This is a genomic window from Nostoc sp. KVJ20, assembly GCF_001712795.1.
Taxonomy (GTDB): Bacteria; Cyanobacteriota; Cyanobacteriia; order Cyanobacteriales; family Nostocaceae; genus Nostoc.
This window is the reverse complement of record NZ_KV757538.1, coordinates 1-23,993: the sequence shown is the minus strand read 5'-3', so window position 1 is coordinate 23,993 and position 23,993 is coordinate 1. Positions and strand designations below refer to the sequence as shown.

General features: G+C 40.9%; 20 protein-coding genes. 8 read left to right on the top strand and 12 right to left on the bottom strand.

Annotated elements, in window-relative coordinates:
- Nucleotides 1–715: 715 nt before the first annotated feature.
- From A4S05_RS00390 to A4S05_RS00370, 5 genes are all read right to left on the bottom strand, one after another.
- Complete coding sequence (locus A4S05_RS00390) at nucleotides 716–1,360, bottom strand: DUF4231 domain-containing protein (protein WP_069067861.1); 645 nt, start codon at nucleotides 1,358–1,360, stop codon at nucleotides 716–718.
- Nucleotides 1,361–1,363: 3 nt separating this feature from the next.
- Complete coding sequence (locus A4S05_RS00385; protein ID WP_069067860.1) at nucleotides 1,364–2,116, bottom strand: hypothetical protein; 753 nt, start codon at nucleotides 2,114–2,116, stop codon at nucleotides 1,364–1,366.
- Between the two features lie 488 nt (nucleotides 2,117–2,604).
- On the bottom strand, nucleotides 2,605–3,648 hold the full coding sequence (locus A4S05_RS00380) for an AI-2E family transporter (protein WP_370684378.1): 1,044 nt from the start codon (nucleotides 3,646–3,648) through the stop codon (nucleotides 2,605–2,607).
- Between the two features lie 203 nt (nucleotides 3,649–3,851).
- Nucleotides 3,852–4,286, bottom strand: a complete 435-nt coding sequence (locus tag A4S05_RS00375) for an NUDIX hydrolase (protein WP_069067858.1) — start codon at nucleotides 4,284–4,286, stop codon at nucleotides 3,852–3,854.
- A gap of 22 nt (nucleotides 4,287–4,308) precedes the next feature.
- The gene (locus tag A4S05_RS00370; protein ID WP_256090764.1) at nucleotides 4,309–4,755 is read right to left on the bottom strand and encodes a hypothetical protein; all 447 of its coding nucleotides are present in this window, start codon (nucleotides 4,753–4,755) and stop codon (nucleotides 4,309–4,311) included.
- Between the two features lie 235 nt (nucleotides 4,756–4,990).
- Between A4S05_RS00370 and folD the strand changes: the two genes are divergently transcribed.
- The 3 genes from folD (at nucleotide 4,991) to A4S05_RS00355 (ending at nucleotide 7,734) form a co-directional block, all read left to right on the top strand.
- On the top strand, nucleotides 4,991–5,878 hold the full coding sequence (gene folD, locus A4S05_RS00365; RefSeq protein WP_069067857.1) for a bifunctional methylenetetrahydrofolate dehydrogenase/methenyltetrahydrofolate cyclohydrolase FolD: 888 nt from the start codon (nucleotides 4,991–4,993) through the stop codon (nucleotides 5,876–5,878).
- A 139-nt stretch (nucleotides 5,879–6,017) separates the two neighbouring features.
- A complete protein-coding gene (crtE, locus tag A4S05_RS00360) occupies nucleotides 6,018–6,950 on the top strand; it encodes a geranylgeranyl diphosphate synthase CrtE (RefSeq protein WP_069067856.1) in 933 nt (310 codons plus the stop codon).
- A 328-nt stretch (nucleotides 6,951–7,278) separates the two neighbouring features.
- Complete coding sequence (locus A4S05_RS00355) at nucleotides 7,279–7,734, top strand: divergent PAP2 family protein (protein WP_069067855.1); 456 nt, start codon at nucleotides 7,279–7,281, stop codon at nucleotides 7,732–7,734.
- Nucleotides 7,735–7,806: 72 nt separating this feature from the next.
- On the opposite strand, the gene A4S05_RS00350 is transcribed toward A4S05_RS00355, so the two are convergent.
- The 4 genes from A4S05_RS00350 to A4S05_RS00335 all read right to left on the bottom strand — a co-directional run bounded on the left by A4S05_RS00350 (nucleotide 7,807) and on the right by A4S05_RS00335 (nucleotide 10,763).
- Nucleotides 7,807–8,508, bottom strand: coding sequence for a hypothetical protein (locus A4S05_RS00350; RefSeq protein ID WP_069067854.1), 702 nt, complete (start codon nucleotides 8,506–8,508; stop codon nucleotides 7,807–7,809).
- Nucleotides 8,509–8,770: 262 nt separating this feature from the next.
- Nucleotides 8,771–9,100, bottom strand: coding sequence for an MgPME-cyclase complex family protein (locus A4S05_RS00345; RefSeq protein WP_069067862.1), 330 nt, complete (start codon nucleotides 9,098–9,100; stop codon nucleotides 8,771–8,773).
- Nucleotides 9,101–9,163: 63 nt separating this feature from the next.
- Nucleotides 9,164–9,883, bottom strand: a complete 720-nt coding sequence (locus A4S05_RS00340; RefSeq protein WP_069067853.1) for a nuclear transport factor 2 family protein — start codon at nucleotides 9,881–9,883, stop codon at nucleotides 9,164–9,166.
- Between the two features lie 157 nt (nucleotides 9,884–10,040).
- Nucleotides 10,041–10,763: a pyridoxine 5'-phosphate synthase gene (locus tag A4S05_RS00335; RefSeq protein ID WP_069067852.1), complete on the bottom strand. Its 723-nt coding sequence runs from the start codon at nucleotides 10,761–10,763 to the stop codon at nucleotides 10,041–10,043.
- Nucleotides 10,764–10,975: 212 nt separating this feature from the next.
- On the opposite strand from A4S05_RS00335, the gene A4S05_RS00330 reads away from it, so the two are divergent.
- The 5 genes from A4S05_RS00330 to A4S05_RS00310 all read left to right on the top strand — a co-directional run bounded on the left by A4S05_RS00330 (nucleotide 10,976) and on the right by A4S05_RS00310 (nucleotide 20,281).
- Complete coding sequence (locus tag A4S05_RS00330) at nucleotides 10,976–16,864, top strand: trifunctional serine/threonine-protein kinase/ATP-binding protein/sensor histidine kinase (RefSeq protein WP_069067851.1); 5,889 nt, start codon at nucleotides 10,976–10,978, stop codon at nucleotides 16,862–16,864.
- A gap of 112 nt (nucleotides 16,865–16,976) precedes the next feature.
- Nucleotides 16,977–18,899, top strand: a complete 1,923-nt coding sequence (locus tag A4S05_RS00325; RefSeq protein ID WP_084226921.1) for a sensor histidine kinase — start codon at nucleotides 16,977–16,979, stop codon at nucleotides 18,897–18,899.
- 199 nt (nucleotides 18,900–19,098) lie between these two features.
- The gene (locus tag A4S05_RS00320; RefSeq protein ID WP_069067849.1) at nucleotides 19,099–19,818 is read left to right on the top strand and encodes a Uma2 family endonuclease; all 720 of its coding nucleotides are present in this window, start codon (nucleotides 19,099–19,101) and stop codon (nucleotides 19,816–19,818) included.
- 35 nt (nucleotides 19,819–19,853) lie between these two features.
- On the top strand, nucleotides 19,854–20,063 hold the full coding sequence (locus A4S05_RS00315; protein ID WP_069067848.1) for a type II toxin-antitoxin system HicB family antitoxin: 210 nt from the start codon (nucleotides 19,854–19,856) through the stop codon (nucleotides 20,061–20,063).
- Nucleotides 20,060–20,281: a type II toxin-antitoxin system HicA family toxin gene (locus A4S05_RS00310; protein ID WP_069067847.1), complete on the top strand. Its 222-nt coding sequence runs from the start codon at nucleotides 20,060–20,062 to the stop codon at nucleotides 20,279–20,281. The genes A4S05_RS00315 and A4S05_RS00310 overlap by 4 nt, the downstream gene beginning before the upstream one ends.
- Before the next feature lie 239 nt (nucleotides 20,282–20,520).
- Here A4S05_RS00310 and A4S05_RS00305 read toward each other — a convergent pair whose 3' ends face one another.
- From A4S05_RS00305 to A4S05_RS39885, 3 genes are all read right to left on the bottom strand, one after another.
- Nucleotides 20,521–23,091 (bottom strand): caspase, EACC1-associated type, encoded by a 2,571-nt coding sequence (locus tag A4S05_RS00305; protein ID WP_069067846.1) that lies wholly within the window; start codon nucleotides 23,089–23,091, stop codon nucleotides 20,521–20,523.
- Between the two features lie 28 nt (nucleotides 23,092–23,119).
- Nucleotides 23,120–23,497, bottom strand: coding sequence for a hypothetical protein (locus A4S05_RS00300; protein ID WP_069067845.1), 378 nt, complete (start codon nucleotides 23,495–23,497; stop codon nucleotides 23,120–23,122).
- Between the two features lie 365 nt (nucleotides 23,498–23,862).
- Nucleotides 23,863–23,993: dihydroxy-acid dehydratase (locus A4S05_RS39885; protein ID WP_141699609.1), on the bottom strand; the 131-nt coding region annotated here is incomplete at its 5' end.

Here is a 23,993-nt window from a genome sequence, read left to right as displayed (position 1 = left end):
AGGCAGAGCCTCTAGTCAGATATTCCTATGCAGAGCATAGGAACGAGATAAACCAGCGAACAATGAGAAATTGATCTTTTTTTGACTTGTGTGTACACCGTAGCCTCTTTCTGGATTTTTCTTCAAATTTAGCTTACAGTGCTAATAAACACATACCTGAACATATTCATGAAATATTTCTCTACCTAACGGAGGAATTGAGAAAGATAGTATCAAGACAAAATAAACAGATATTCCGATCACCTGACGAACTTTAACTCATATTTCCCCATTTCTATCTAGCAATGGGGATTTTTTTTCAAAAGCTACCAACATAGAATTCAAATTAAATGTTTATCTGTCTTAAGGAGGAATAATATAAAGTCGATAAATAATAAAAACTTAAGTAGCCCGATTACCCTACCGGACTTTATTTCTAACTCTCCTCATGTTTTTATCTAACAGGGGAGAGTTTATTTAATCGATTTTATTAAGAAGAATTCAGAACTCAGGAGTCAGAATTCAGTATGAATTGGAGTCAAATTGGATGATAGCAAAGCCTTAACTCTAATCTTGCACCACTACTCTAAAGCAAACTACGCCCAGCGTCTCGTAGAGAGAGTCTAAATATTTAGTTTAAAACTTTAACCTTGGTGGGCAAAACTAGTATTAATATTTTCCTTATTAAAACTCTATTCATTTACCAGTAAAGTATTCACAAATTCTGAATTCTATTTTATTCTTCCTCTTTCTTCTCTTCCGAATTGATTATTTTTGTATTTTGCAGAGTGATATGGCCTTCCTGATTCTGTTTTTTTTCTTTATTTTCTTGTACAACTTGAGTGGCATATATTTCCACATCCCGCTGAATAATATCTTCTACATGACCTGCGAACAGATGAAAAGCTTTTTCGTGGCTTGTATAATTACAATAAGGGCCTGTCAACTGCGAGAATTGCCACCCTTGGGTTTTCAAAGATTCGACTGTACGGCGATAGTGTCGCCAGCGTTCTCCATAGTGAAAAAACTCTTCAATGGCAGCACTAATAGCAACTATTTGGCTCAAACCAAAAGTTGACCAGATAATGATATCCCTTTTAGGAGTAGTGTTAATGTTTAGACTTACTAATGCTGGGAGAATTACACCACCAATAATAGTTGTGATTCGCAAATAATAATGGCGATCGCGCGATGAATTCGCCTTAGCTTCCATCCAGAGTACTTGTTCTAACCAACGCGATCGCAAAAAATGTTTTTGCACATCGCCTAAGTTCATCCCTGCAAATAACTTGTTAAAATCTTCCCTTAAAAATTCCTGATAACTATGTTTTTTGGTATAGTCTTTCTCTAAAGATTCCTGAGAACTGTCTTTTTCTGCCATTATTTACTCCTCATTAGAAAGTAACCCCTTAATTACTTTGCCTAAATTCTTAACTCCCTTCTCTATGTCGCTTAAGTCAATGTATTGTAATGTACCAGATTTAGCCAGCTTTTTAGCTCGTTCATCGGTAGCTTTTCCACGCAAGGCATCTGCTAGTATATCTGCGGTTCTACCACTACCAGCAATCACAATAACTAACCTGCCAGTATTAACACTAGAAAACGCATCCTTAAAGGTAATTTCACCACCGTTCAGCAGCACTGTTACCGAAGGTGCGCCATTGGCTAGCACAGTTGCAGCGCGAGATATCCAAGGAGACTCGTCGCCCCAATTCTCACCAGGAACTAGCACAAAATGAGTGTGGTTTGGCTCTAAGGGTGTCAAATCAGCAGCCGTCTCTGAATGATTAGGTAGAGCCACTTTGCTTTCGGGTGCCACACCAACGAGGGCAAACTTAGCACCTATCTGGATACGAGCCTTACCCATCATTCGCATGATTCCTGCATCCGTACCCCCATCCACAACATAAGCCTCCAAAGTTTCGGCGATGGGGGCTAAAACTTCCACAAACAACCTTTGAATGCGGAAAAAGTCAATTTCGCTGATGTTACTTGCACCGCCTACTACTACTAAAACAGGACGCGAACCACCAAGCCCTATTTCCTCAAAAGCATTTGGCAATTCTACTTGCTGCTCAATTCGAGTCGCTAATGCTGTTTGCCCATTATCAAAGGTAAGTTTCAAACAACTCTTCATTTTTTCAAAATACTGACTGCTTAGGTTTCCAGCGTAGAGCCTCGCAGTCATAAGCTGCAAGCTTTGTATTCTGTTATGCTTTTGTATGGGTTTATCATTGATTAATGCTTCACCACATATTTGGGTCTGTTCGCGAAGCGTCTCGTAGAGAAGCCCCGTGCTTCACGCAATGCTTTAAAGTAATGAGTAAGGAGTAATGAGTAATGAGTGGATGGAAAATGGGTATTTACTCATTACTTATTACTCATTACTCCTTCTTAAGAGCGCCTTTATGTCGGTGAGGATGTCAATATATTTGCTGTTATATGTAAATAGCGATACCTGCGGCGGGCTACGCCTACGCTCAATTTTTTACCCTGATTGTATTTATGAAAAATTATTGATGCCCAAAGTAATAACTTCTTCTTTGCTGACATCATTAATTAGGGTTTTATAGTTCATTTCTGGGTAATATCGCCAGTTATTCGGTTAATCTGAAGGATTTAATTTTAGCTATAAGTTCCTGCTTTATCACTAGCGATCGCAATAGATTCTGACTCTATATCATCTATCTTATTAAACTCTCCAGCCCGCCAGCTATCTGTTGTATCCTTAATAAAACTGGCAATAGGGATCGCAATTAACAAACCTAACACTCCTCCTAACTTTGCCCCCAGCAATAAAGAAATTACCACCCACACAGGATTTAAGCCAGTCAAATTGCTGAGAATTCGAGGTGCAATAATATTAGAATTAACTTGGTCAATGGCAACAGCTATACCTAAGACTTCTACTCCTAACCAAAAATTTTGCAGGGCTACCAACAAACTTACTATAGCGATACCGACTCCCGTACCAAAGGGGAAGAGTGAAAACAAGCCAATACCAATGCCAAAAAGTAGAGCTAAGGGAACTTGCAGCGCTAAAAACACCAGTGTAATTGTCACCCCTAATACAGCTCCCAACGTTGCTTGACCGATGAAGTAATTATGAAAATCCTCTCGCAGTAGTTCTCGCACTCTTAACCCAATATTATTGGGAAACCACTGAAAAATTCCATCCCAAAGACGTTCACCATTTAATGTTAGGTAGATAGTCAGCACTACCGCCAGCAGCACGTTGAGGACAATACCAATAGTATCAACGGCAAAACCAAGAATTCTGCCAGTGAAGGACTGAAGTTGGTTAGATAATCGTTCCAGAACTTGGGTAAATAAACCACTTAAATTAATAGGAAGTTGTTGTTGACTTAATGCCCAATCTTGAAAAGTTTGCAGCTGTTGAGTACCAGAATCAATCCAACTGGGCAAAATATTAGCCAGTTCAACGAGCTGTTGAATAATCAGGGGAACCAAGGTGATGCCTAAAGCTACTAAAATCACGACAGTCAAAAGCAACACTCCCCCGATCGCCAAGTTACGTTTCACCCCTTGTTCCTGAAGAAACTGGATTGGATAGTTCAATACAAAAGCCAGTAGGATGGCGGCGGCAATAATACTAACCAAGGGTTGAAAATACTGTACAACCTGGATCAATAGCCAGCCGTTGAGAATGGCAACGGGAAATGCCAATCCTATAGTTAACCATCGTGGCAGTTTGTTTGTTGATTGCATTTAGTGATGATCCTATAAGAGTTCTAACTTTATTTTGGCTTTTAGGGAGTGAGAATTTTAGATTTTAGATTTTGGATTTTAGATTTAAATTTAATCCAAAATTCTCAATCCAAAATCTAAAATTGAATTGCCCCATGCCCAAATTATGTTGGATTTTTCTCAATAAAATCCAACATAATTTTTTGATGCATGTCCCCCAAAGGTCGGACTTCGCCAGCATTTTGTGAATAACAGTGACCTTGGCGAATATCTTCTGGTGTAAATAAGCCCATATCCCAGCCCTCATTCAGAACTAGTTGATTTAATTCCACTAAGAGTGGTGCATGAAAGACATGACGAACAACTCTTTCGGTGGAATAACAGCCAAATTCAACGAATGGTGGTAATATGTAGCCAATTTCTTCTAAAATTTCTCGCTTTACTGCTACATCTGGCGTTTCACCAGGTTCGATGTGACCACCAAACAGCGCCCAATAACCAGGGTAGAGAATACCGGGGATGTTGTCGCGCAGTTGCATGAGAAACTTGTTTTTTTGGTAGAGAATTGCGATCGCTACATGCACCGGTTGATTGTTCATAAGTTCATTTTTAATTACTGAGTTAATCTTCTTCTAAATAAACTTCCCCCAATTCTTTGCCAGCCAAGGGAATACTTTGGTAGCGAACTTTACCCTTAATTACCACTTGTGCGCCCTCACCCAGATTCTTTTGATTGGTGACAACCCAAATTTTGCCAGTTGAGTCACTAATTTGATAAGCCCACTGTTTCATCATGGGAGCTTGCTTTTCTACCTGACCTTGGATGTAAACTATAGCCTGATTGTCTTGTTTTGGTTTAATTTCTCCAATTGGGGTGACATTTGTCCCAATTTTGAAGCCAGCCCCACTTAAACTAGGCGATGTCAAGTTACCACAACTGCAAAGTCCCGCTACTAGAAAAAAAGTCAACCCCAGTCGGTAAGGAACAATACTGTGCCGAGACAAGAACGAAAGGGACAAATTTCTTATTTGTTGCATGAAAGCCACCGATTTATTTATTTTGGGCATTGGGTATTGCATTAATCGATTAATTCTTCTTCCCCTGCTCCCTTATCTCCTCACTCCCCACTTGTTTATTCTTCAGATGATGCCGTTGATCTGAGAAAATAAATATTATGAATTTACTGTGAGAGAAACTCTACGACATCAAACGGCAACACAATAATAGTCGAAAGTCAAGATTCAATAATCAATATTTTAACTTTGGACTTTGGACAACAAGCGAACATAGCTGGGAATTTTCATGGAAACAAAAACTGCCAAACTCCTTGATGGTAAAGCTTTAGCAGCAAAAATTCAGCAAGAACTTTCTGTTGCCATTACACAATTAAAACCAAAAATTGGACGATCCCCTGGTTTAGCAGTGTTGATGGTTGGTGATAACCCAGCGTCAGCTGCCTATGTACGCAATAAAGAAAAAGCCTGCGCTAAAGTTGGTATCGCTTCTTTTGGCAAACATTTTCCTGCCCAAACTACCTTGGGGGAGTTAGAAGAGGTAATTGCCGCACTCAACCACGATGAACGGGTGGATGGCATTCTTGTGCAGTTGCCTTTACCTGACCACTTGGATGCAGTGGCTCTGCTGCATCAAATCGATCCTGATAAAGATGCCGATGGATTGCACCCAGTGAACTTGGGGCGACTAGTACGGGGAGAAACTGGTTTACGCAGCTGCACCCCGGCTGGTGTGATGCGCCTTTTACAAGAATATGAAATTCCTTTGCAGGGAAAAAATGCAGTAGTTGTGGGACGCAGTATTTTGGTGGGTAAACCTATGGCGTTGATGCTACTAGAAGCTGATGCCACAGTTACCATCGCTCATTCGCGATCGCATGACCTCAAAAGCATCACCCAAAATGCTGATATTCTAATTGCAGCAGTCGGTCGTCCTGGACTAATCAATGCTGATATGGTGAAACCAGGCGCTGTTGTGGTAGATGTGGGAATGAACCGCGTCACCGATGCTAGTGGCAACAGTCGTCTCATTGGCGATGTCGAATTTGAATCAACCGCTGGTGTAGCAGGATTTATCACCCCCGTTCCTGGTGGTGTTGGCCCTATGACTGTCGCCATATTGTTGCAAAATACATTGGACAGCTATTCCAGAGCGGCAAGAAAAGAAAAAGAGTGATGAGTTAAAAGTTAAGAGTTATTAATTCCTAACTTCTAACTCCTAACTTCTAACTCTTAACTCTTCATTTTTTTCAGCCCCACAGCACCTTAAAATTGTGACGTACAAGACAAAATCCCAAAGTGTCAGGAATGAAAGAATGGTAGCAACTGATAACGTTCAAAAGACACCACCAGAGAAAGCCACATTTAACTTAGCAGCTTATCTAAAAGAGCGACAAAAGCTTTGTGATAATGCTTTGGATCAGGCTATCCCCATCATTTATCCAGAAAAGATTTATGAGGCGATGCGCTACTCGTTATTAGCTGGAGGCAAGCGTGTACGTCCCATTCTTTGCCTTGCTACCTGTGAAATGATGGGTGGAAGTATTGAGATGGCTATGCCAACGGCTTGTGCTGTGGAGATGATCCACACAATGTCGTTGATTCATGACGACCTCCCAGCGATGGATAATGACGATTATCGTCGTGGGAAGCTGACGAATCATAAAGTCTATGGCGAAGATGTGGCGATTTTGGCTGGAGACGGCTTATTGGCTCTCGCTTTTGAGTTTGTTGCCCTTCAAACCCCCCAAAGTGTTCCCAGAGAGCTAGTCTTACAGGTAGTTGTCCGTCTTGGTCGGGCGCTGGGGGCAGCTGGTTTGGTCGGCGGTCAAGTTGTCGATTTAGAGTCGGAAGGGAAATCAGATATTTCCTTAGAAACGCTAAATTTCATTCATCAACACAAAACGGCCGCCCTTTTGGAAGCTTCTGTAGTTTGTGGCGGGATTATTGCTGGGGCATCATCTGAAGATGTGCAGCGATTGACCCGTTATGCTCAAAATATTGGGTTAGCATTCCAAATCATAGATGATATTCTGGATATCACTTCTACCCAAGAAGAATTAGGTAAAACTGCTGGCAAAGATCAAAAAGCCAAGAAAGTGACCTATCCCAGCCTTTGGGGACTTGAGGAATCGCGATCAATTGCCCAAGAGCTAGTTAAAGCAGCTTGTGCGGAATTAGAACCATTTGGGGAGAGAGCTAAATCACTCCAAGCGATCGCTCATTTTATTATCAGCCGCAATAACTAGTAACGCTTTTGGTAATTCGTAATTCGTAATGACGCTCGTGGACTCGCTACCGCTGCGCTAACGTAATTTGTAATTCCCATGCCGCAAGCGTTTCATTGATTTGGAATGGGTGGTTTATTGATACCATGCTGTACTACACCGCCCTGCGGAATTCAAACTTTACTCATTCAAAATTCAAAAAGCTTATCATCTAAGCTTTTTGGTGATTTTGAATAATTGGTCTGTTTCCGTCGTAATGTACTTAGGTTAATTTTGGATTTTGGGTTGAATCTAAATGTTTCCTCAACCGACAACTGCTGCTAATATTTACTAACCTAACCAAAATACCATGCAGGACATAGGCAACATTTTAGACAACCGGGTGCTGCTGGTTGCTCTGGTAGCTTGTTTAATTGCTCAAGCATTAAAGCTCGTAGTCGAGATCATCAAACATCGCAAACTGGATGTACGTGTTTTGGTAACAACAGGAGGTATGCCCAGTGCCCATTCAGCTTTAGTTACAGCTTTAGCCGCTGGTGTAGGGCAAACACTAGGTTGGGCATCTCCTGATTTTGCCGTTGCGATCGTTTTTGCCATTATCGTCATGTATGATGCAGCCGGAGTACGCCAAGCAGCCGGTAAGCAAGCTCGTATTCTCAATCAAATGATTGATGAATTATTTCATGAAAAACCAGACTTTAGCCAAGACCGTCTCAAGGAGTTACTCGGACACACACCAGTTCAGGTAATCGCTGGGTCGGCTTTGGGTATAACCATCTATTGGTTAGCCAGGTCTGCTTATTAGTCAATAGTCTACAGTCTATTAACCAATGACTAATGACTAATGACTAATAACTAATGACTAATGACTAATAGACTACAATCGCACAGTTGAGCGCAGCAGAATCACCTTACGACTATCTACGATGCTGGCAACGAAACCGCCATTGTTCAGCTTTTGTAATGTGTTGTATGCTTCACTTTGGTTAGTGGTATAAACTGCTAGTAAGTAAGGGCGTTGTCCATAAGAAACAAAACCTACGTTACCTCCTACCGCTTGCTGCACACTATTTACTAGTTCTGGACGGTTGTAATAATCTACCAGCACTGCATAACCCTCTCCTAATGCTTGAGGATTATAGGTGACTGTCTGCTGTGGTGACTGTGGTTGTCTCTGTGGCTGTGGTTGTAGTTGTGGTTGTGATTGTGGCTGGACATCTGCCGCTGTTGGTCGAGTGGTAATTATGGCAGACAAGCCAACAATATTGCTAACATATCTCGCCCAACGATTAGCATCATCAATTCTGTTAAAGCCTCCTACTCGCGTCACAGTTTCGTTGAGATATTGACAGGTGATGGTCTTAAGTTCAGGTGGTAAGGCACTACGCAACTGCTTTTGATTATTTGCTGTGGGACTTACTACTAATAAAAGATACTCACCCGCATTTGGTGGTTGACAGAGGGGAATTGCTTGTTGGGCAAAGACAGAACTCATCCCACCAATCAACCCTGCGTAAGCGAAGCTCGTCGTAGATATCGCTAGTCCTAAAACACTTGGTAAAATCTGAAATCTATGCACAAAAGTTAGATTATGTAAATCAAGGTGTCTTAGAAAATTTTATAAGAAAAAAGCTGAAAACCCAGCTACTTCAGTATGTAGATAAAAAGAGTGTCAAAAAATATTTTTTTACTCATAAATAAAATTCGGACTGGGGACTGGGGACTGGGGACTGGGGACTGGGGAGATGAGGGAGACGAGGGAGACAAGGGAGAATATTGAATAAGTCTCTTCTTTGTCTACCATGCCCAATGCCCCATGCCCAATGCCCAATGCCCAATTTCTAAGATACGGTAGCAAGCGATGCCAGGGCATCTGGTATTGCCTCAGAAGGAGCCTGGAATTCACCAGTGATGACGTACTCTAAACGCAGTTTTAACCAAGTAATAAATTGGGGATTTGTAGAAATAATTGCTACTGCTGGTTGGGGACACTTCGCCTTTAGCTCTGCAAACTGCGGTGTTTCCAAGAAAGCTGGTTGCTCAACTAACCAAAAATCTATTTGTTTTTCTTGTTCGTGGTAGTGACGAGTGCGTTCTTTGATAACTTCGTGTATCGGTTCTTCTTCGAGAAGAAAACGTTGACTGGCCAAAACGTAATGGTATGTTTGCATTTTCATCCTTTGGTTGCTATGTGAATAATTTAAGGGTACAGTGCTGCACTGTACCCTTACAAACTAACTTTTGTTGGATTTCTTGAACCAAGAACTGAACGGACAAGCACTTTTCTCGTTTTCAGCTTTTGTTTGTTTGCCACCAGATGTTAGCTTTTCCAAGAACAGATTATTGTCAAAGTAGTGTTCTAAGGAAACAACCTTCAAGTCATCGGTAACTTTTGCAATGCTCATGCCGATAATTTCTACTGTCTCTCCAGTAGGTGCATAGTCTTTGTATTCTCCTTTAAAATGTCCCCAATGCCGCCACTTGAATGTGACATTTGGTGGCCCTGAGTAAACTTCCAGTACTTCCCAAGGGAATCCTTGGGGAAACGTTGTGTGGAAGAGTTTTGCGGATGATTCAAAGCTTTCTTCTGAAGCTTTGTAATGCTCTGAATCAGCCATAAATAAATTGTAAGTACCTTGGGCTGATAAATCTGCTGCGGTGTATTCTACTCCGCCATTGGTACTCACGCGAAACTGTTCATTAACAATAGACAACCACTCTTGTGGGTTAGATTTGAAGGATACCTCCATCTCTAAGGTTCGCACCAAGTTTTGCACGATCGCTTCCAGTGTACCTTCAAGGTGATTGTAGATACTTTCTTTAGCGAGATTCTCTTTTGAGCGGGAATAATCAGGCGGTGTCTGATAGCGCCACTCGACATCAGTGCTTTCTGCTATCACCTTATCTCTATCTTGTACCCAAAGTGGCAGGTTGTTAGATTCTGTTGCGCTCATAGAAGTTTTATGCTGAAGATTTGATCCCAATTTCTAGATTTCGCAGTGACAACCCCTCTAGGTTATAGGTTACAGGGTACAGGGTACAGGGTACAGGTTACAGGTTACAGGTTATAGTTTCTTCCCCTATCACCTATCCCCTATCACCTGTCCCCTATCACCTGTCCCCTCTTATCGCTTCTTTCATCTCGCGGACTGCCCTTTCTATACCGACTAATGCTGCCCGACTGATGATGGTATGACCAATGTTCAGTTCTTCCATGCCGGGAAGCGCAGCCACCGGATAGACGTTCCAGTAAGTGAGTCCATGCCCAGCGTTGACTCGCAATCCAGCTTGAATCGCTTGTTCACACCCTTTCGCTAATATGGCTAATTCTCGATGGCGATTTGTCTCATCCTTAGCTTCAGCGTATTGTCCGGTGTGCAATTCAATAAATTGCGCTTGCACCTTGACAGATGCTTCTATTTGTGCAGGGTCAGCATCGATAAATAAACTAACTGGAATGCTAGCGCTTTGCAATTTATCGACTATCTCACCTATTCTAGCAATTTGGAGGGTAATATCTAGTCCGCCTTCTGTTGTGACTTCTTCGCGCTTTTCGGGGACTAAGGTCACGTAATCTGGTTTGATATCGAGAGCGATCGCTAGCATTTCATCTGTAGCGGCCATTTCTAAATTAAGATGCGATCGCACTGTTTGCCGCAATATCCGCACATCCCTATCTTGGATATGCCGCCGATCTTCGCGCAGATGCACCGTAATCCCATCAGCACCCGCTAATTCTGCCAGCACCGCAGCTGCCACGGGATCTGGTTCCACCGTCCGCCGTGCTTGCCGGATGGTGGCGATGTGGTCAATGTTAACACCAAGTGTAGGCACCCCTAATTTCTCCCAAATCCACAGTCCTCAGAACTTGATTTTACCGGAAATAGCGGGAGTTTTGCTTGAGAAACTCAGGACACATCACACAAGTGAAATGCGATGTCTACGATGGGCTATGCCTACACCTAAAAGAAAACTGAGTTAGAAAAAGCTGGTTTTTGGGCAGACTACTTTAAATAAATAGCTGATTTCACAAGAGTTGATCAAGTATGAATACAGCAGTTGAACCGATGGACAAGCTTTTAAACTATCGAATTACCGAACAACTTTATGCCGGCTCTAGAACCTTAGTTTATCGTGCAATTCGAGAGGCTGATCAACTTCCGGTTGTGATCAAACTGCTTCAGCAGGAGTATCCCAGCTTCAATGAACTATTGCTGTTCCGTAATCAATACACGATCGCTAAAAATATTGACTTACCCGGTATTGTTCATCCCTACAGTCTAGAACCTTACGGCAACAGCTATGCTTTGGTGATGGAAGATTTTGGTGGTATTTCCCTCAGAGATTGGATGAACCAAAAAATAGGGAGCAACCAATATACTCTGACAGAGTTCTTGGAAATTGCGATCGCTCTGAGCAATATTCTTGACGGACTCTATCGCCATCGGATTATCCACAAAGACATCAAACCTGCCAACATCCTGATTAACCCGGAAACTAAGCAAGTTAAGTTAATTGACTTTAGTATTGCCTCTCTTTTACCTAGAGAAACCCAGGAAATTCACAGTCCTAATGTCTTAGAAGGTACTCTCGCCTATCTTTCCCCGGAACAAACCGGGCGGATGAATCGCGGAATTGACTATCGCAGTGATTACTACTCCCTGGGTATCACTTTCTATGAACTACTTACCGGAGAGCTACCCTTCCAGTCTAATGATCCGATGGAGTTGGTTCACTGTCATATTGCCAAGCAACCGGAACAATTACGAAGCAAGGGGGAAGAGGAGATTCCCGAAGTTATTTGTGACATTGTAATAAAATTGATGGCAAAAAATGCTGAAGACCGCTATCAGAGTGCATTAGGGCTAAAGTATGATTTAGAACAATGTTTAGAGCAACTGGAGAATACGGGTAGAATTGAGAGTTTTCCAATTGCACAAAGGGATATTTGCGATCGCTTTATCATCCCAGAAAAACTCTACGGCCGCCAAGCCGAAGTTGAAAGCTTACTGGATGCTTTCGAGAGAGTCAGTCAGGGAAGTACTGAAATTATGTTGGTTGCCGGTTTCTCTGGGATTGGCAAAACTGCTGTGGTGAACGAAGTCCACAAGCCAATTGTGCGACAACGGGGTTACTTTATTAAAGGTAAATTTGACCAGTTCCAGCGCAACATCCCTTTCTCTGCTTTTGTCCAAGTTTTCCGAGACTTAATCGGGCAACTGCTAAGTGAAACTGACATTCAATTCGAGCAGTGGAAGTACAAAATTCTCTCTGCTTTGGGTGAGAACGGACAAGTGATGGTTGAGGTAATTCCAGAACTGGAAAGTATCATTGGTAAACAGCCTCCAGCGCCGGAACTTTCTGGGAGTGCGGCACAAAATCGCTTCAATTCGCTATTTTTGAAGTTCACTCAAGTGTTCACGACAAGAGAACATCCATTGGTGATCTTTATTGATGATTTGCAATGGGCTGATTCTGCTTCTTTAAAGTTAATGCACTTGTTAATGAGTGAAGCTGACATTGGTTATCTACTGTTAATTGGTGCTTATCGAGATAACGAAGTCAACCCAGTACATCCACTGATGTTGACTTTGGAAGAGATTGAGAAGTTAGGCGCTACAGTCAATACGATTACTTTATCGCCCCTGGATCATATTTCTATTAATCATTTAGTTGCAGATACATTGAATTGTTCTCTAACATTAGCTGCACCATTAACAGAATTAGTATTAAGTAAAACTAAAGGCAATCCTTTCTTCAGTACCCAGTTTCTTAAAGCTTTATATCAAGATCAACTAATTACATTTAACTCCCATCACTCCCCACAGGGAGGAATTCAACGAGGATGGGAATGTGATGTTGCTCAGGTGCGATCGCTCGCTTTGACCGATGATGTAGTAGAGTTTATGGCAATTCAACTGCAAAAGTTATCAATTGGAACTCAAGCAGTCTTGAAGTTAGCGGCTTGTGTAGGAAACCAATTTGATTTAGTGGCATTAGCGATCGTCTATGAAAAATCTCAGGTGGAAACATCCGCAGATTTTTGGAAAGCTATGCAAGATGGGTTGATTATTCCTACCAATGAGGTCTACAAGTTTTATCAAGAAAATTCAGAATTGATACAACCCAATTCTCCTGAATCCTGTTCTTACAAATTTCTCCATGACCGTGTTCAGCAAGCTGCCTACTCTCTAATCCCTGAATCTCAAAGAAAAGCTACTCATTTAAAAATTGGGCAATTACTCTTAAACAATACATCACCATCAGCACTTGAAGGTAGTATTTTTGATATTGTTAATCAGTTAAATGAGGGAATTGACATAATTAATGAGCAATCCCAAAAATATGAACTAGCTCAACTCAATTTAATTGCTGGGAAGAAAGCTAAAGCTTCCACTGCTTATAGAGCAGCCGTTAAATATTTCACGTTAGGTAGAGAATTATTAATAGAAGAAAGTTGGTTGACTAACTATCAACTAACCTTTAGATTGCATCGAGAATCTGCTGAATGTGAATATTTGACTGGCAATTTTGATGAGGCGGAGAGATTATTTAATCTGGCATTATATCATTGTCAGGATAAGTTTGAACAAGCCGATATTTATCGAATTCAGATGCATCTGAAAATGACTCAGGGCGAAAATATAGAATCTGGCTTTGAAGCTGGGTTAAAAGGTTTGAGCATCATGGGGATGCATTTGCCAGTCACTTCTGAAAAACAACAAGCTGCTATCGAAACTGAACTTGAAGAATTAAAAGCTAAACTTCAAACAATTCGGACAGCAGATTTGTTCGATCTGCCTGAAATGACAGATCCAGAGAAGAAAGTTTGTATGGGTCTTTTAGCTGATCTTTGGGCAGCTGCTTATATGGGAGGAGATCAAAATCTTAGTTGTTTGATGCCTCTATTAATGATCAGTTTATCTTTGAAATATGGCAATGCAGAAAGCTCTGGTTTTGCTTACTGTCTATATGGAATGAGTCTGGCAAATCAAGGTAATTATCAAACTGCTTATGAGTTCGGTACACTAGCACTAAAAGTTGATCACCATTTTAATAGTACTCAATTTATACCTAAGAGTAATAATATCTTTGCCCACACCATTAATCCTTATAATCAGCATTTAAAAACAAATTTGCCAATTTCTCAAAAATCATTCCAAGTCTGTCAAGAAACTGGAAATTTGGTGTTTGGAGTTTGGGCAGTTTCGTTCCTGATTTGGGCAATGTTAATTAAAGGCGATCGCCTCTCGGATGTCTACACGGAAACTGAGAAATATCTTGGCTATGTACAGCAGGTAAATGATACCAATATGCTGTATGCATTTACTTTACAGCGGCAGTTTTTATTGAACTTACAAGATATATCTAAAAACACCGATTTATTAGATGATTACAATGGCGAAGATATTCCCTATATAGAAGTTTGGCGACAGAAGAATAACTTTGAGCATGGAATTAATTGGTACTGCTTTCTCAAAATCCAATTATCATACCTTTATGGCCGCTACGCAGATGCAGTGAAAGCAGCAGAAGAAGCTGATAAAACCCTTGCTTCTAACTCTGGATTTTTCCCAATTATTCAATATCATTTCTATTATCCACTTAGTTTGATAGCAGTTTATCCCAATGCGACATTAGAGAAGAAAAAGCAATATTGGGAAATTATCCGAGAGCATCAACAAATCCAAAAAACCTGGGCGGAAAACTGTCCAACAAACTTTCTACATCGCTATCTATTATTATCTGCGGAAATAGCAAGAACTTCTGGCAAGTATATGGATGCAATCGAGTTATACGATCGCGCCATTGCGAAAGCCAAAGAAAATGAATACGTCAATGAAGAAGCTCTCGCCAACGAACTCGCAGCCAAGTTTTATTTAGAATGGGGCAAAGAACGCATTGCCCAAGAGTATTTGATTAATGCTTATTATTGCTACACCCACTGGGGCGCTAAAGCTAAAGTCGATGATTTAGAACAGCATTATCCAAAATTGCTAGCTCCTATTTTACAACAAATGCGGCCGCCACTCACACCCAATGAGACGATCACAAATATTGACAGCATTGCTACCTTCCACCCAAGTATCAGTAAATCAATCACTTCTAGCAGCAGTGCATCAGTAATGCTAGATTTGGCAACAGTTATCAAAGCATCTCAGACTCTCTCTAGTGAAATCGAACTAGATAAATTACTTAGTAAGTTGTTGCAAGTTGTGATTGAAAATGCTGGAGCAGATAAGTGTGTTTTACTACTACTTAAAGAAGATAGATTGGTAATTGAGGCTACTACTGAAATTGGGCAGCAATCAACCGTGCTACAGTCCATTTTTGTGGAAGATAGCGCAGAGGTTCCCCATAGCTTGATTTACGCCGTCAAACGCACCCTTCAAACTAGCGTCATCTTTAATGTAACATTGTCTTCGGCGCTGATAGCTGACCCTTACATCATTCGTCAGCAACCCAAAAGCTTGCTGTGTATGCCGATTTTGTATCAAGGCAAACTGTTGGGAATTTTGTATTTAGAAAACAATCTTACCACTGGGGCGTTTACTAGCGATCGCGTCGAAGTTCTCAATCTGTTATGTACTCAAGCTGCAATCTCTCTAGAAAACGCCCGACTTTATCAACATGCACAAGATACTTCAGAAAACCTGAGACAGACTGAACAATTCTTGCGGTTAATTATGGACAATATTCCCCAGTCTGTTTTCTGGAAAGACCGCAATAGTGTTTATTTAGGTTGTAACCAGAAATTTGCTGAAATTTCGGGTGTAGGAGTGCCAGAAAATGTTGTTGGTAAAACAGACTATGATCTCTCTTGGACTCGTGAGGAATCAGATTGGTATGTAGAGTACGATCGCCAAGTCATAGAGTCTGGAGAAGCTCAACTCAACATTGTCGAAACAGTGCTGCAAGCAGACGGAAAACAAATCTGGTCGAATACAAATAAAATTCCTCTAAAAGATCGAGGAGGAAACGTTTTTGGCATCCTTGGCACATGTGAAGACATCACTGCACCTCAACAAGCACAACAATTATTGCAACAGCAAAAGCAACAATTAGAACAAGCCTTGCAAGAACTCCAAACGATGCAATTGCAATTAGTGCAAGGTGAAAAAATGTCTGCCCTTGGTAATTTGGTAGCAGGTGTTGCCCATGAAATCAACAATCCTGTTGGCTTCATTGCTGGCAATTTAGAACCAGCCAAAGATTATATCAAAGACTTGTTTGCACTAATTAAGCTTTATCAACAAAAGTTTCCCAATCCCGGCTCAGATATTGAAGACGAAATTGATGCCATTGACCTAAATTATTTACTTGAAGATTTACCTAAATTGCTGGATTCGATGAAATTAGGTGTTAGCCGTATCCGCAGTATTAGTACCAGTTTGCGAACCTTCTCCAGAGCAGATAAGGATTATAAAGTTCCCTTTGATATTCATGAAGGCATTGATAGCACTATTTTGATTCTTAGACATCGTTTAAAGGCTAACGAAAATCGTCCAGCAATTGAGGTAGTTAAGAATTATGGCAAACTCCCCCTAGTGGAATGTTTTGCTGGACAACTGAATCAGGTGTTTATGAACTTGTTGGCAAATGCCATTGATGCACTTGAACAATACAATACAGAACGGAGTTTAGAAGCGATTCTAGACAACCCCAATTGCATCACCATTCAAACCTGTGTAGCAGACTCAGGTCAGGATGTTTTGATTAAGATTGCTGATAATGGCGTGGGAATGTCACCAGAGGTTAAACAAAAAGTATTTGACCATTTATTCACCACCAAGCCTGTAGGACAAGGCACTGGATTGGGATTAGCGATCGCTCGTCAAATTGTTGTAGAAGCACATGGCGGTTCCCTCTCTTGTACTTCCGAACTTGGGAAGGGTACGGAGTTTATCATTCAAATCTCTACTCAACAACAATGATGATGAGTAATGAGTAGTGAGTAATGAGTAATGAGTGATGAGTAATGAGTACTTTATTTAGTATTCAAGACGCTTAATTTTTGTTTTTTAAATTTTAACTCGGAATAAATCGATGATAATGTTTAATCTGCGGAAAATATGGTTCAAAGCCGCGTCACGATGGTATGCTCCAGCCAATAAAAATTATTACTCATTGAAATGGCGATCGCGAAATTTATTATTACTATCAATTGTAGTGATTCTGTCCATTAGTATTAGTGCTACAGCTATAACTAGTTACAAGATTATTAAGGGGTTGTTGCTTAATAGTCTTAAGGAGCAAGCACTTTTAAAAACACAGCAAGGTCAGAATGATATTGATAACTGGTTAGCCATTCGGAAGACAGAAATTAAGACTTTGGCAAATTCTCCAGTGGTGCGATCGCTAGATTGGTTTGTGATGGAACCTTACTTACAATCTGAGGTGAAGCGGCTACAAACGTTTTTGCTCATGTCGTTGAGCATACCAGATGGTACATTAATTAACACTCAAGGAGGTCGTCCAAATGTTAAAGACCGAGAATTTTTTCAGCGGAGTATAGTGGGTGAAACAGTAGCCGCAGATCCAATCATTGGCCGCACAAGCAATCAGTTGCAGATTCAAATCAGTTCGCCGATTCCTGCCAAAACAGGCGCAAAACCAGCAGGTGTGTTAATGGGAGGTATTCCAATTAACCGAGTAGTTGAAGTGATCAGCAATTTACATCAAGGCAAGAATAGCTATGCCTTTGCCTTAAATTCTCAAGGAGTTCCCATCGCCCATCCCAATACGGAACTAATTGGCACACCTGAAAAAGCTGCTGAGAGTTTCCTCAATTCGCCTAACCCCAAACTGGCTGAAATTACTCAAAAAATGGTAGCTAAAGGCACAAATATTGAATTTGTTCAACTAGATGGTAAATGGAACTATATTGCTTATACTCCCTTGAAAGAAGCAAATTGGTCAGTAGCTTTAGTTGTGCCACAAGAAAATATTGAATCACCATTGCAAGCTTTGAACCTGTTGGCTACGGTTTTGGGAGGATTGCTACTGGTTGGGTTGATTAGTGCGTGGCGACAAGTGCAACTATATGAACAGATTCGCGATCGCGCTTTGGTTTCTAGCCAACAGGCTCACGAACTCAGCAAAGCCTTGAAAGAATTGCAAAATACCCAAGCTCAACTCATCCACACCGAAAAAATGTCTAGCTTGGGACAAATGGTTGCTGGGGTGGCACATGAAATCAATAATCCTGCCAATTTTATTCATGCCAACCTCAACCATGCCAGTGAATACAGCGCAGGTATCCTCGATTTGCTCAAGCTTTATGAACAAACCTATCCAAATCCGACAGCCGAAATTAGCGATCGCGCCCAAGATCTTGATATTGAGTTTCTAGCAGAAGATTTACCCAAGTTAATGGCATCAATGCAAGTAGGAACTAAGCGTATTCGTGAAATTGTGCTGTCGCTGCGTAATTTCTCGCGCCTCGATGAAGCAGACATGAAATTTGTAGACATCCACGAGGGATTAGACAACGCTCTGATGATTCTGAATCATCGCCTAACAGCCACACCTAATCAACCAAAAATTCAGATCATTAAGAAATACGGTGATTTACCCCTAGTCGAATGCTACGCGGGGCAACTGAATCAGGTGTTTATGAATGTTCTGGTAAATGCCATCGATGCACTGGAAGAAGCCAGCCAAAAACGAAGTTTTGAGGCTCTTGAAAATAACCACAATCAAATTAAGCTTCAAACCCAAATTGACAACTCAAGTGATTGTGCGATCATTCAGATTTACGATAATGGCATTGGGATGTCACAGGATGTAAAGCAACGGGTATTTGACCACATGTTTACCACTAAACCTGTGGGCAAAGGAATTGGATTAGGAATGGCGATCGCTTATCAAATTGTTGTAGACAAACACGCAGGAACTATTGAAGTTGATTCTATGCCAGGATATGGGACAGAGTTTACCATCGGTATTCCTTTAACAAGGAAAAATTAAAAATTACTGACAAAATTGTAACAGTCAGGAATTATATCAAAGATTGTTTTAGCTAATTTATATACTCATGATTAGAGACGATATACTTTAATAAATTTGATTTTTAAATTGAATCTGCTCTAACTTTTAAACTTTAATTCAGGAAACTCTCGGCAGATTATGATATAAATCTAAGGCTTTCTGAGAAAGGCGATCGCTCATGACTACCGAAAACAACCCAAGAGCCATTCTAGACTGGGAACACCCTACACCGCCTACAGATTTAATTTTTGATGACGGAGAACCCTTAGAATCAAATCGCCACCGCATTGCCATGAATGTGTTGATTCGGTCATTGCAACAAGCTTGGGCTGACCGGAATGATTTTTTTACTAGTGGCAATATGTTTATTTATTACAGCAGCGCCCAAGTACGTAACCAGGATTTCCGTGGCCCCGATTTCTTTGCTGTCCTAAATGTGGATGGGACTAATTCTCGTCAAGGTTGGGTAGTGTGGGAAGAAAACGGTCGTTATCCTGATGTGATTGTAGAATTAATGTCACCATCTACAGCCAAAATAGATCAGACTGTTAAGAAAGACCTTTACGAACAAACTTTTCATACTTCAGATTATTTTGTCTATGACCCCTTTGACCCGACTTCTTTGCAAGGGTGGCATTTAGATCATAATCAGCAATATCAATCTTTGACACCAAATGAGCGTGGTTGGTTGTGGTGTCAAAAGTTAGGTTTATGGTTGGGAACGTATGAAGGAACAATAGACAGAGAAACGGCGGTATGGTTGCGGTTTTACGATTTAGCTGGCAATTTGGTTTTGTTACCAGAGGAAGCTGCAATTTCACAAGCACAAGTCGCAGTTGCACAAGCGGCTCGTCTAGCAGCTAGATTAAGAGAATTGGGTGAAAATCCAGATATGTGAGAAATTTTGGCTTTTTTGATTTGTAGGAGTAATAGATGAAGAGACAAGTTATTATTTATCCAGGAGAAGATGGTTATTGGGTGGCTGAATGTCCTAGCTTACCTGCTTGTATCAGCCAAGGTAAGACGAAAACAGAAGCTATTGCCAATATAAAGGAAGCTATTGAATTATATATTGAAGTTTTACAAGAAGAAGGTCGTCCTATTCCAGAAGATCATCTGGAAACTGTTTTAGTTGATGTATGAGCAAGTTACCTACCCTTTCTGGTCAACAGTGCATCAAAGCTTTAGGAAAGGCTAGTTTTTATGTTTTGCGACAACGTGGAAGCCACATTATTTTACGTCGAGATGAGCCATTTGCTGAAGTGGTTGTTCCGAATCATCAAGAATTAGACAAAGGAACTTTACGAGCAATTATTAGACAGGTTGGGCTGAGTGTTGATGAATTTATCGAGTTGCTGTAAGTGAAAAACTGGGTGCAATCGCTATTTTGAAATATCAGAATGAGTAAGTGCGATCGCTATTAAGTAAAGGCAGAAACTTAAGGTTGAATCGGTGCAAATTCATACTTATCAGTACCAGGCCTTTGTTGAACTTTGACTAAGAAGATGGAATTATTTATGCGATCGCTATATCTAAAACCTCAAAACCAGCAACTTAGTAAAAACGTAACCATTTGTCTTCAGATACAGCTAGCATATCATCAATTGTTGCCATTGTTAGGTGGAAGATATGGAGGAACCAATACAAAGTCATAGTCAGCTGCATTTTTAGTGCTTGGCTGAACTTGGATTAAAACAAAATCACCCTTGCGATCGCCTTGCTCAAATTGAATATTTCCCCCTGCGCCAGCAGCAGAAAAGTTAGGATTACGCAGCACGTTTTGCAACCCATCACGGGTGTCATTCTGCTCTAAACCTGTAACAATTGCTTTAGCCGCATCGTATGCCATAGCTGTTCGCCAACTCACATTTCCACCCCAAAGTAGTTGAGCCTTTTTTGAAAAGGGATTGCCTGGAAATGCCTCTGGATGCCAAGATGTTGTGAGTACCATGCCATTTACATCTGCTTTTCCTGTCTCTAAGGTTTGGTAAGTGTACAAAGCAGGACTGCTGAATATTGCTAGTTGTCCTTTGTTAGCTTTTACTATTTTTATCGCCTTATCAATTCTGTCTATGTGGGGAGCCAAGAACAAAGCATCTGCACCGCTATTTTTAGCTTGAGAAACTATTGCAGCTGCTTTAAAATCGTCAACCACTGACAAATCACAATTGGTAGTATTAATATTGCCACCAGCATTTTTAATCACTTTGGAAAACTTATCCTTATCCTCAAAATACTTATTATCGATAGTTTTGTAGTCAACACAAATAGCAATATTAGTTTTGCCAGATTTTCTCACCATATAGTCAGCCAGCTTATCTCCTGACAAGCCAATAGGGGGAAAAGTACGAAATATATAGCTGCCAAAATTAGAGAGGCTTTCAGAAAAGCCTGTAGGAGCAATCATTACCAACCCTCCCTCTTGATAAATTGGCGCAGCAGAGAGAGAAGCATTACTAGTGTTGTGTCCCACAACAGCTAAGATTTTAGTATCCGTGACAAATTGGGAAGCAATTTGTTGAGCTTCATTTGAATTATTATTATCGTTAGCGATCGCTACCTCTAAAGGTTTATTATTAATACCGCCACTACTATTCACTTCATCTTGAACTTGAGCTACACCGCGTAAAATCTCTTTTGCTACATTTGGATTTGTACCAATAGGTACACTCACAGAAATTTTAAGCCGCTCTCCTTTCTGACGAGCCTTAGCATTATTCAAGTAAATCAATACTTCTGGGTCTGCTTTATTAGCGGAATTCGCTTGACGGTATGAATTTAACTTATTAATAGCAGTATCACAATCGCCTTTAAAAAATGCTTGAACTCCAGCTTCTTTATCTGGGTTCGTATCTTGTTTAACTAAAATCTCTTCACCCAAGCTAATTCTGTCGTCCAAAGTATACTTCTCTTGGACACAGGAATTTACTATAGATGGAACTATAGGTTGAGGTTTATCTCTACCTCTAAAAAAGTAGACTACAGTACCACCAAAAAGTACTCCGATTGTTCCGATAATACAAGCTCCTATATAAATTTTAAAATTGCTATTTTGGGGAGACAGAGAATTTACAACTACCGGAGGTTTGAGAAGTGGTTGTTCAGCAATTATCGGAGCTTCGACTATCGCTATATCCTCATCTCTGAGTCCTAGCGCTTGCTGAACACGTTTCAAATTAGCGCGAGTTTTATCACTGAGAGGAAACTCTTTTTTAATCTCGTCGCTGAATGCTTGATCATATCGCTGCAATTTTCTCTTGTAGTTTTTGATAGGTGCTAAAACCTGAGTTTCAATTGTATTAGCCTGCTCAGGCGTTAGTTCCAGTTCTTCTTGTCGTCCTTCCAATGCAGCGCGACCAGCAACAGAAATTTCACCATTACCACCCTCCACCCAATACTCAACTTCTCGACGATATGTAAGCATGGGATCATTGCTTGGTGCTTTCGCAAGTTTAATTTTGTGCCCTCCTCTGATAGGATAAATCTCTGGTTTCATCGCTGGCGTACTGTCTTGTACCTTCTTGGCAGCATATTCATGCAATTCGTCAACAGAAATCCAACCATCTTCATCCCGGTCTGCTGCACCAGTCTCTAACCCCTCAACTACGTAGCTGGTGTAAGTTGAGGTATCTATCCCTTGCTGTTCAAAAGAATATTGAGTGGAAGTCGAAGATGTGAGAACAGCCCGTCCTTCTCCACCTAATTGGTTCCTAACATCTACAAAACCATCATCTCTCGCCAACATACCCTCAGCAAACGCACCACTAAAGCAACAATCAAGAATCACTACCTCGCGTCTGGAGCGGCTATTGCTCATGATCTCATGGACAAAATTAGCTGGTACTGTTGTTGCCTTAACTGGTACTCCCTTATCGGTTTTGCGGGTGTTACGAGCTGCAAAGTAAAGTTTACCGCTCTCATCTTTAATGCCATGTCCAGAGAAAAATAGCAGTACGAGGTCATCGTTTTGACGATTATCAAACAATATTTCGATGGCTTCCTCCATCTCATGCCGTTGAGGATTTAGCAGCAGTGTTACGTCATCAAAGCCCCCAATTTCTGGGTGCAGCAAAACTCGCTGCATTGCCTCTACATCTTTTGTCGCTGCTGGCAATGGGTTAAGACCAGGCTCATACTCACTGACTCCTATTAGCAGTGCTACTTTCGCCATTTTCTTATCTTCCTTATTGCTGGATTTCTTAGTTACCTGCGACAAACTTTTGCGCTTGTTCAATGGCTGCGGTTAACTCTTCTCGACTGCTGGCTTTAACTTTCAGTTTTTTGCCGTTAGCCTCAACTTCAAGTTCGATTGTTTTGTTGCCCAAGCGATCGCCCAAAAATCCCAACAATTTCTTAAAATTGGCAAGGCTCACCTCTGCTTGCAATACACCCAACAAAAAACCGCCAACAGATTTGGCTCCTTCGGGTATTTCTGTAACTGCTACAAGTTCAGCACTTTCCACATCTAAGTCTTTGATTTCTCGCAACAGATTCCGTGCTTCTCGTTCTTGCTCCTCTGCATCTAAGTCTGGATTAGCAAGAGCGATCGTCAGTTTGACGTTAGATTCAAAACTCATTTTGTACCCTTTTCGGTTTTTAAGCAGTTGACTGTCAACTATATTGCCGTAATTTCTCTATTGACATCATAGCTGCTATGTAAATTTCCTGAAACTTCTTCAAGATTTTTACAAAAACTCATAAAATTTCAGTAAAAATTACTAGAAATGTGGGTATTGTCCCTTCTCTAACTAGAAGCAGTAGTATAAAATGGCGACGCAAATTGCTAAAACCAAGTAAAAACGAAAAATAGTGTTACTGGCAATATTTCTGCACCTATCAACCAGCTAGTTTCACTCCGACCCAGCATCACTTGGACTGGTACAGTAGATAAATTGGGAAGCCTACACTGACCTGACGGTACAGTGTAGGTAACTTAAATCATCTAAAACAAGTCCAAATCTGTCACAGCCCCAAGACTACTAGAAGATACCAACTTGGCATACTTCGCCAACACGCCTTTAGTGTAACGCGGAGCCGGAGGTTGCCAGTTTGCACGACGACGAGCCAATTCTT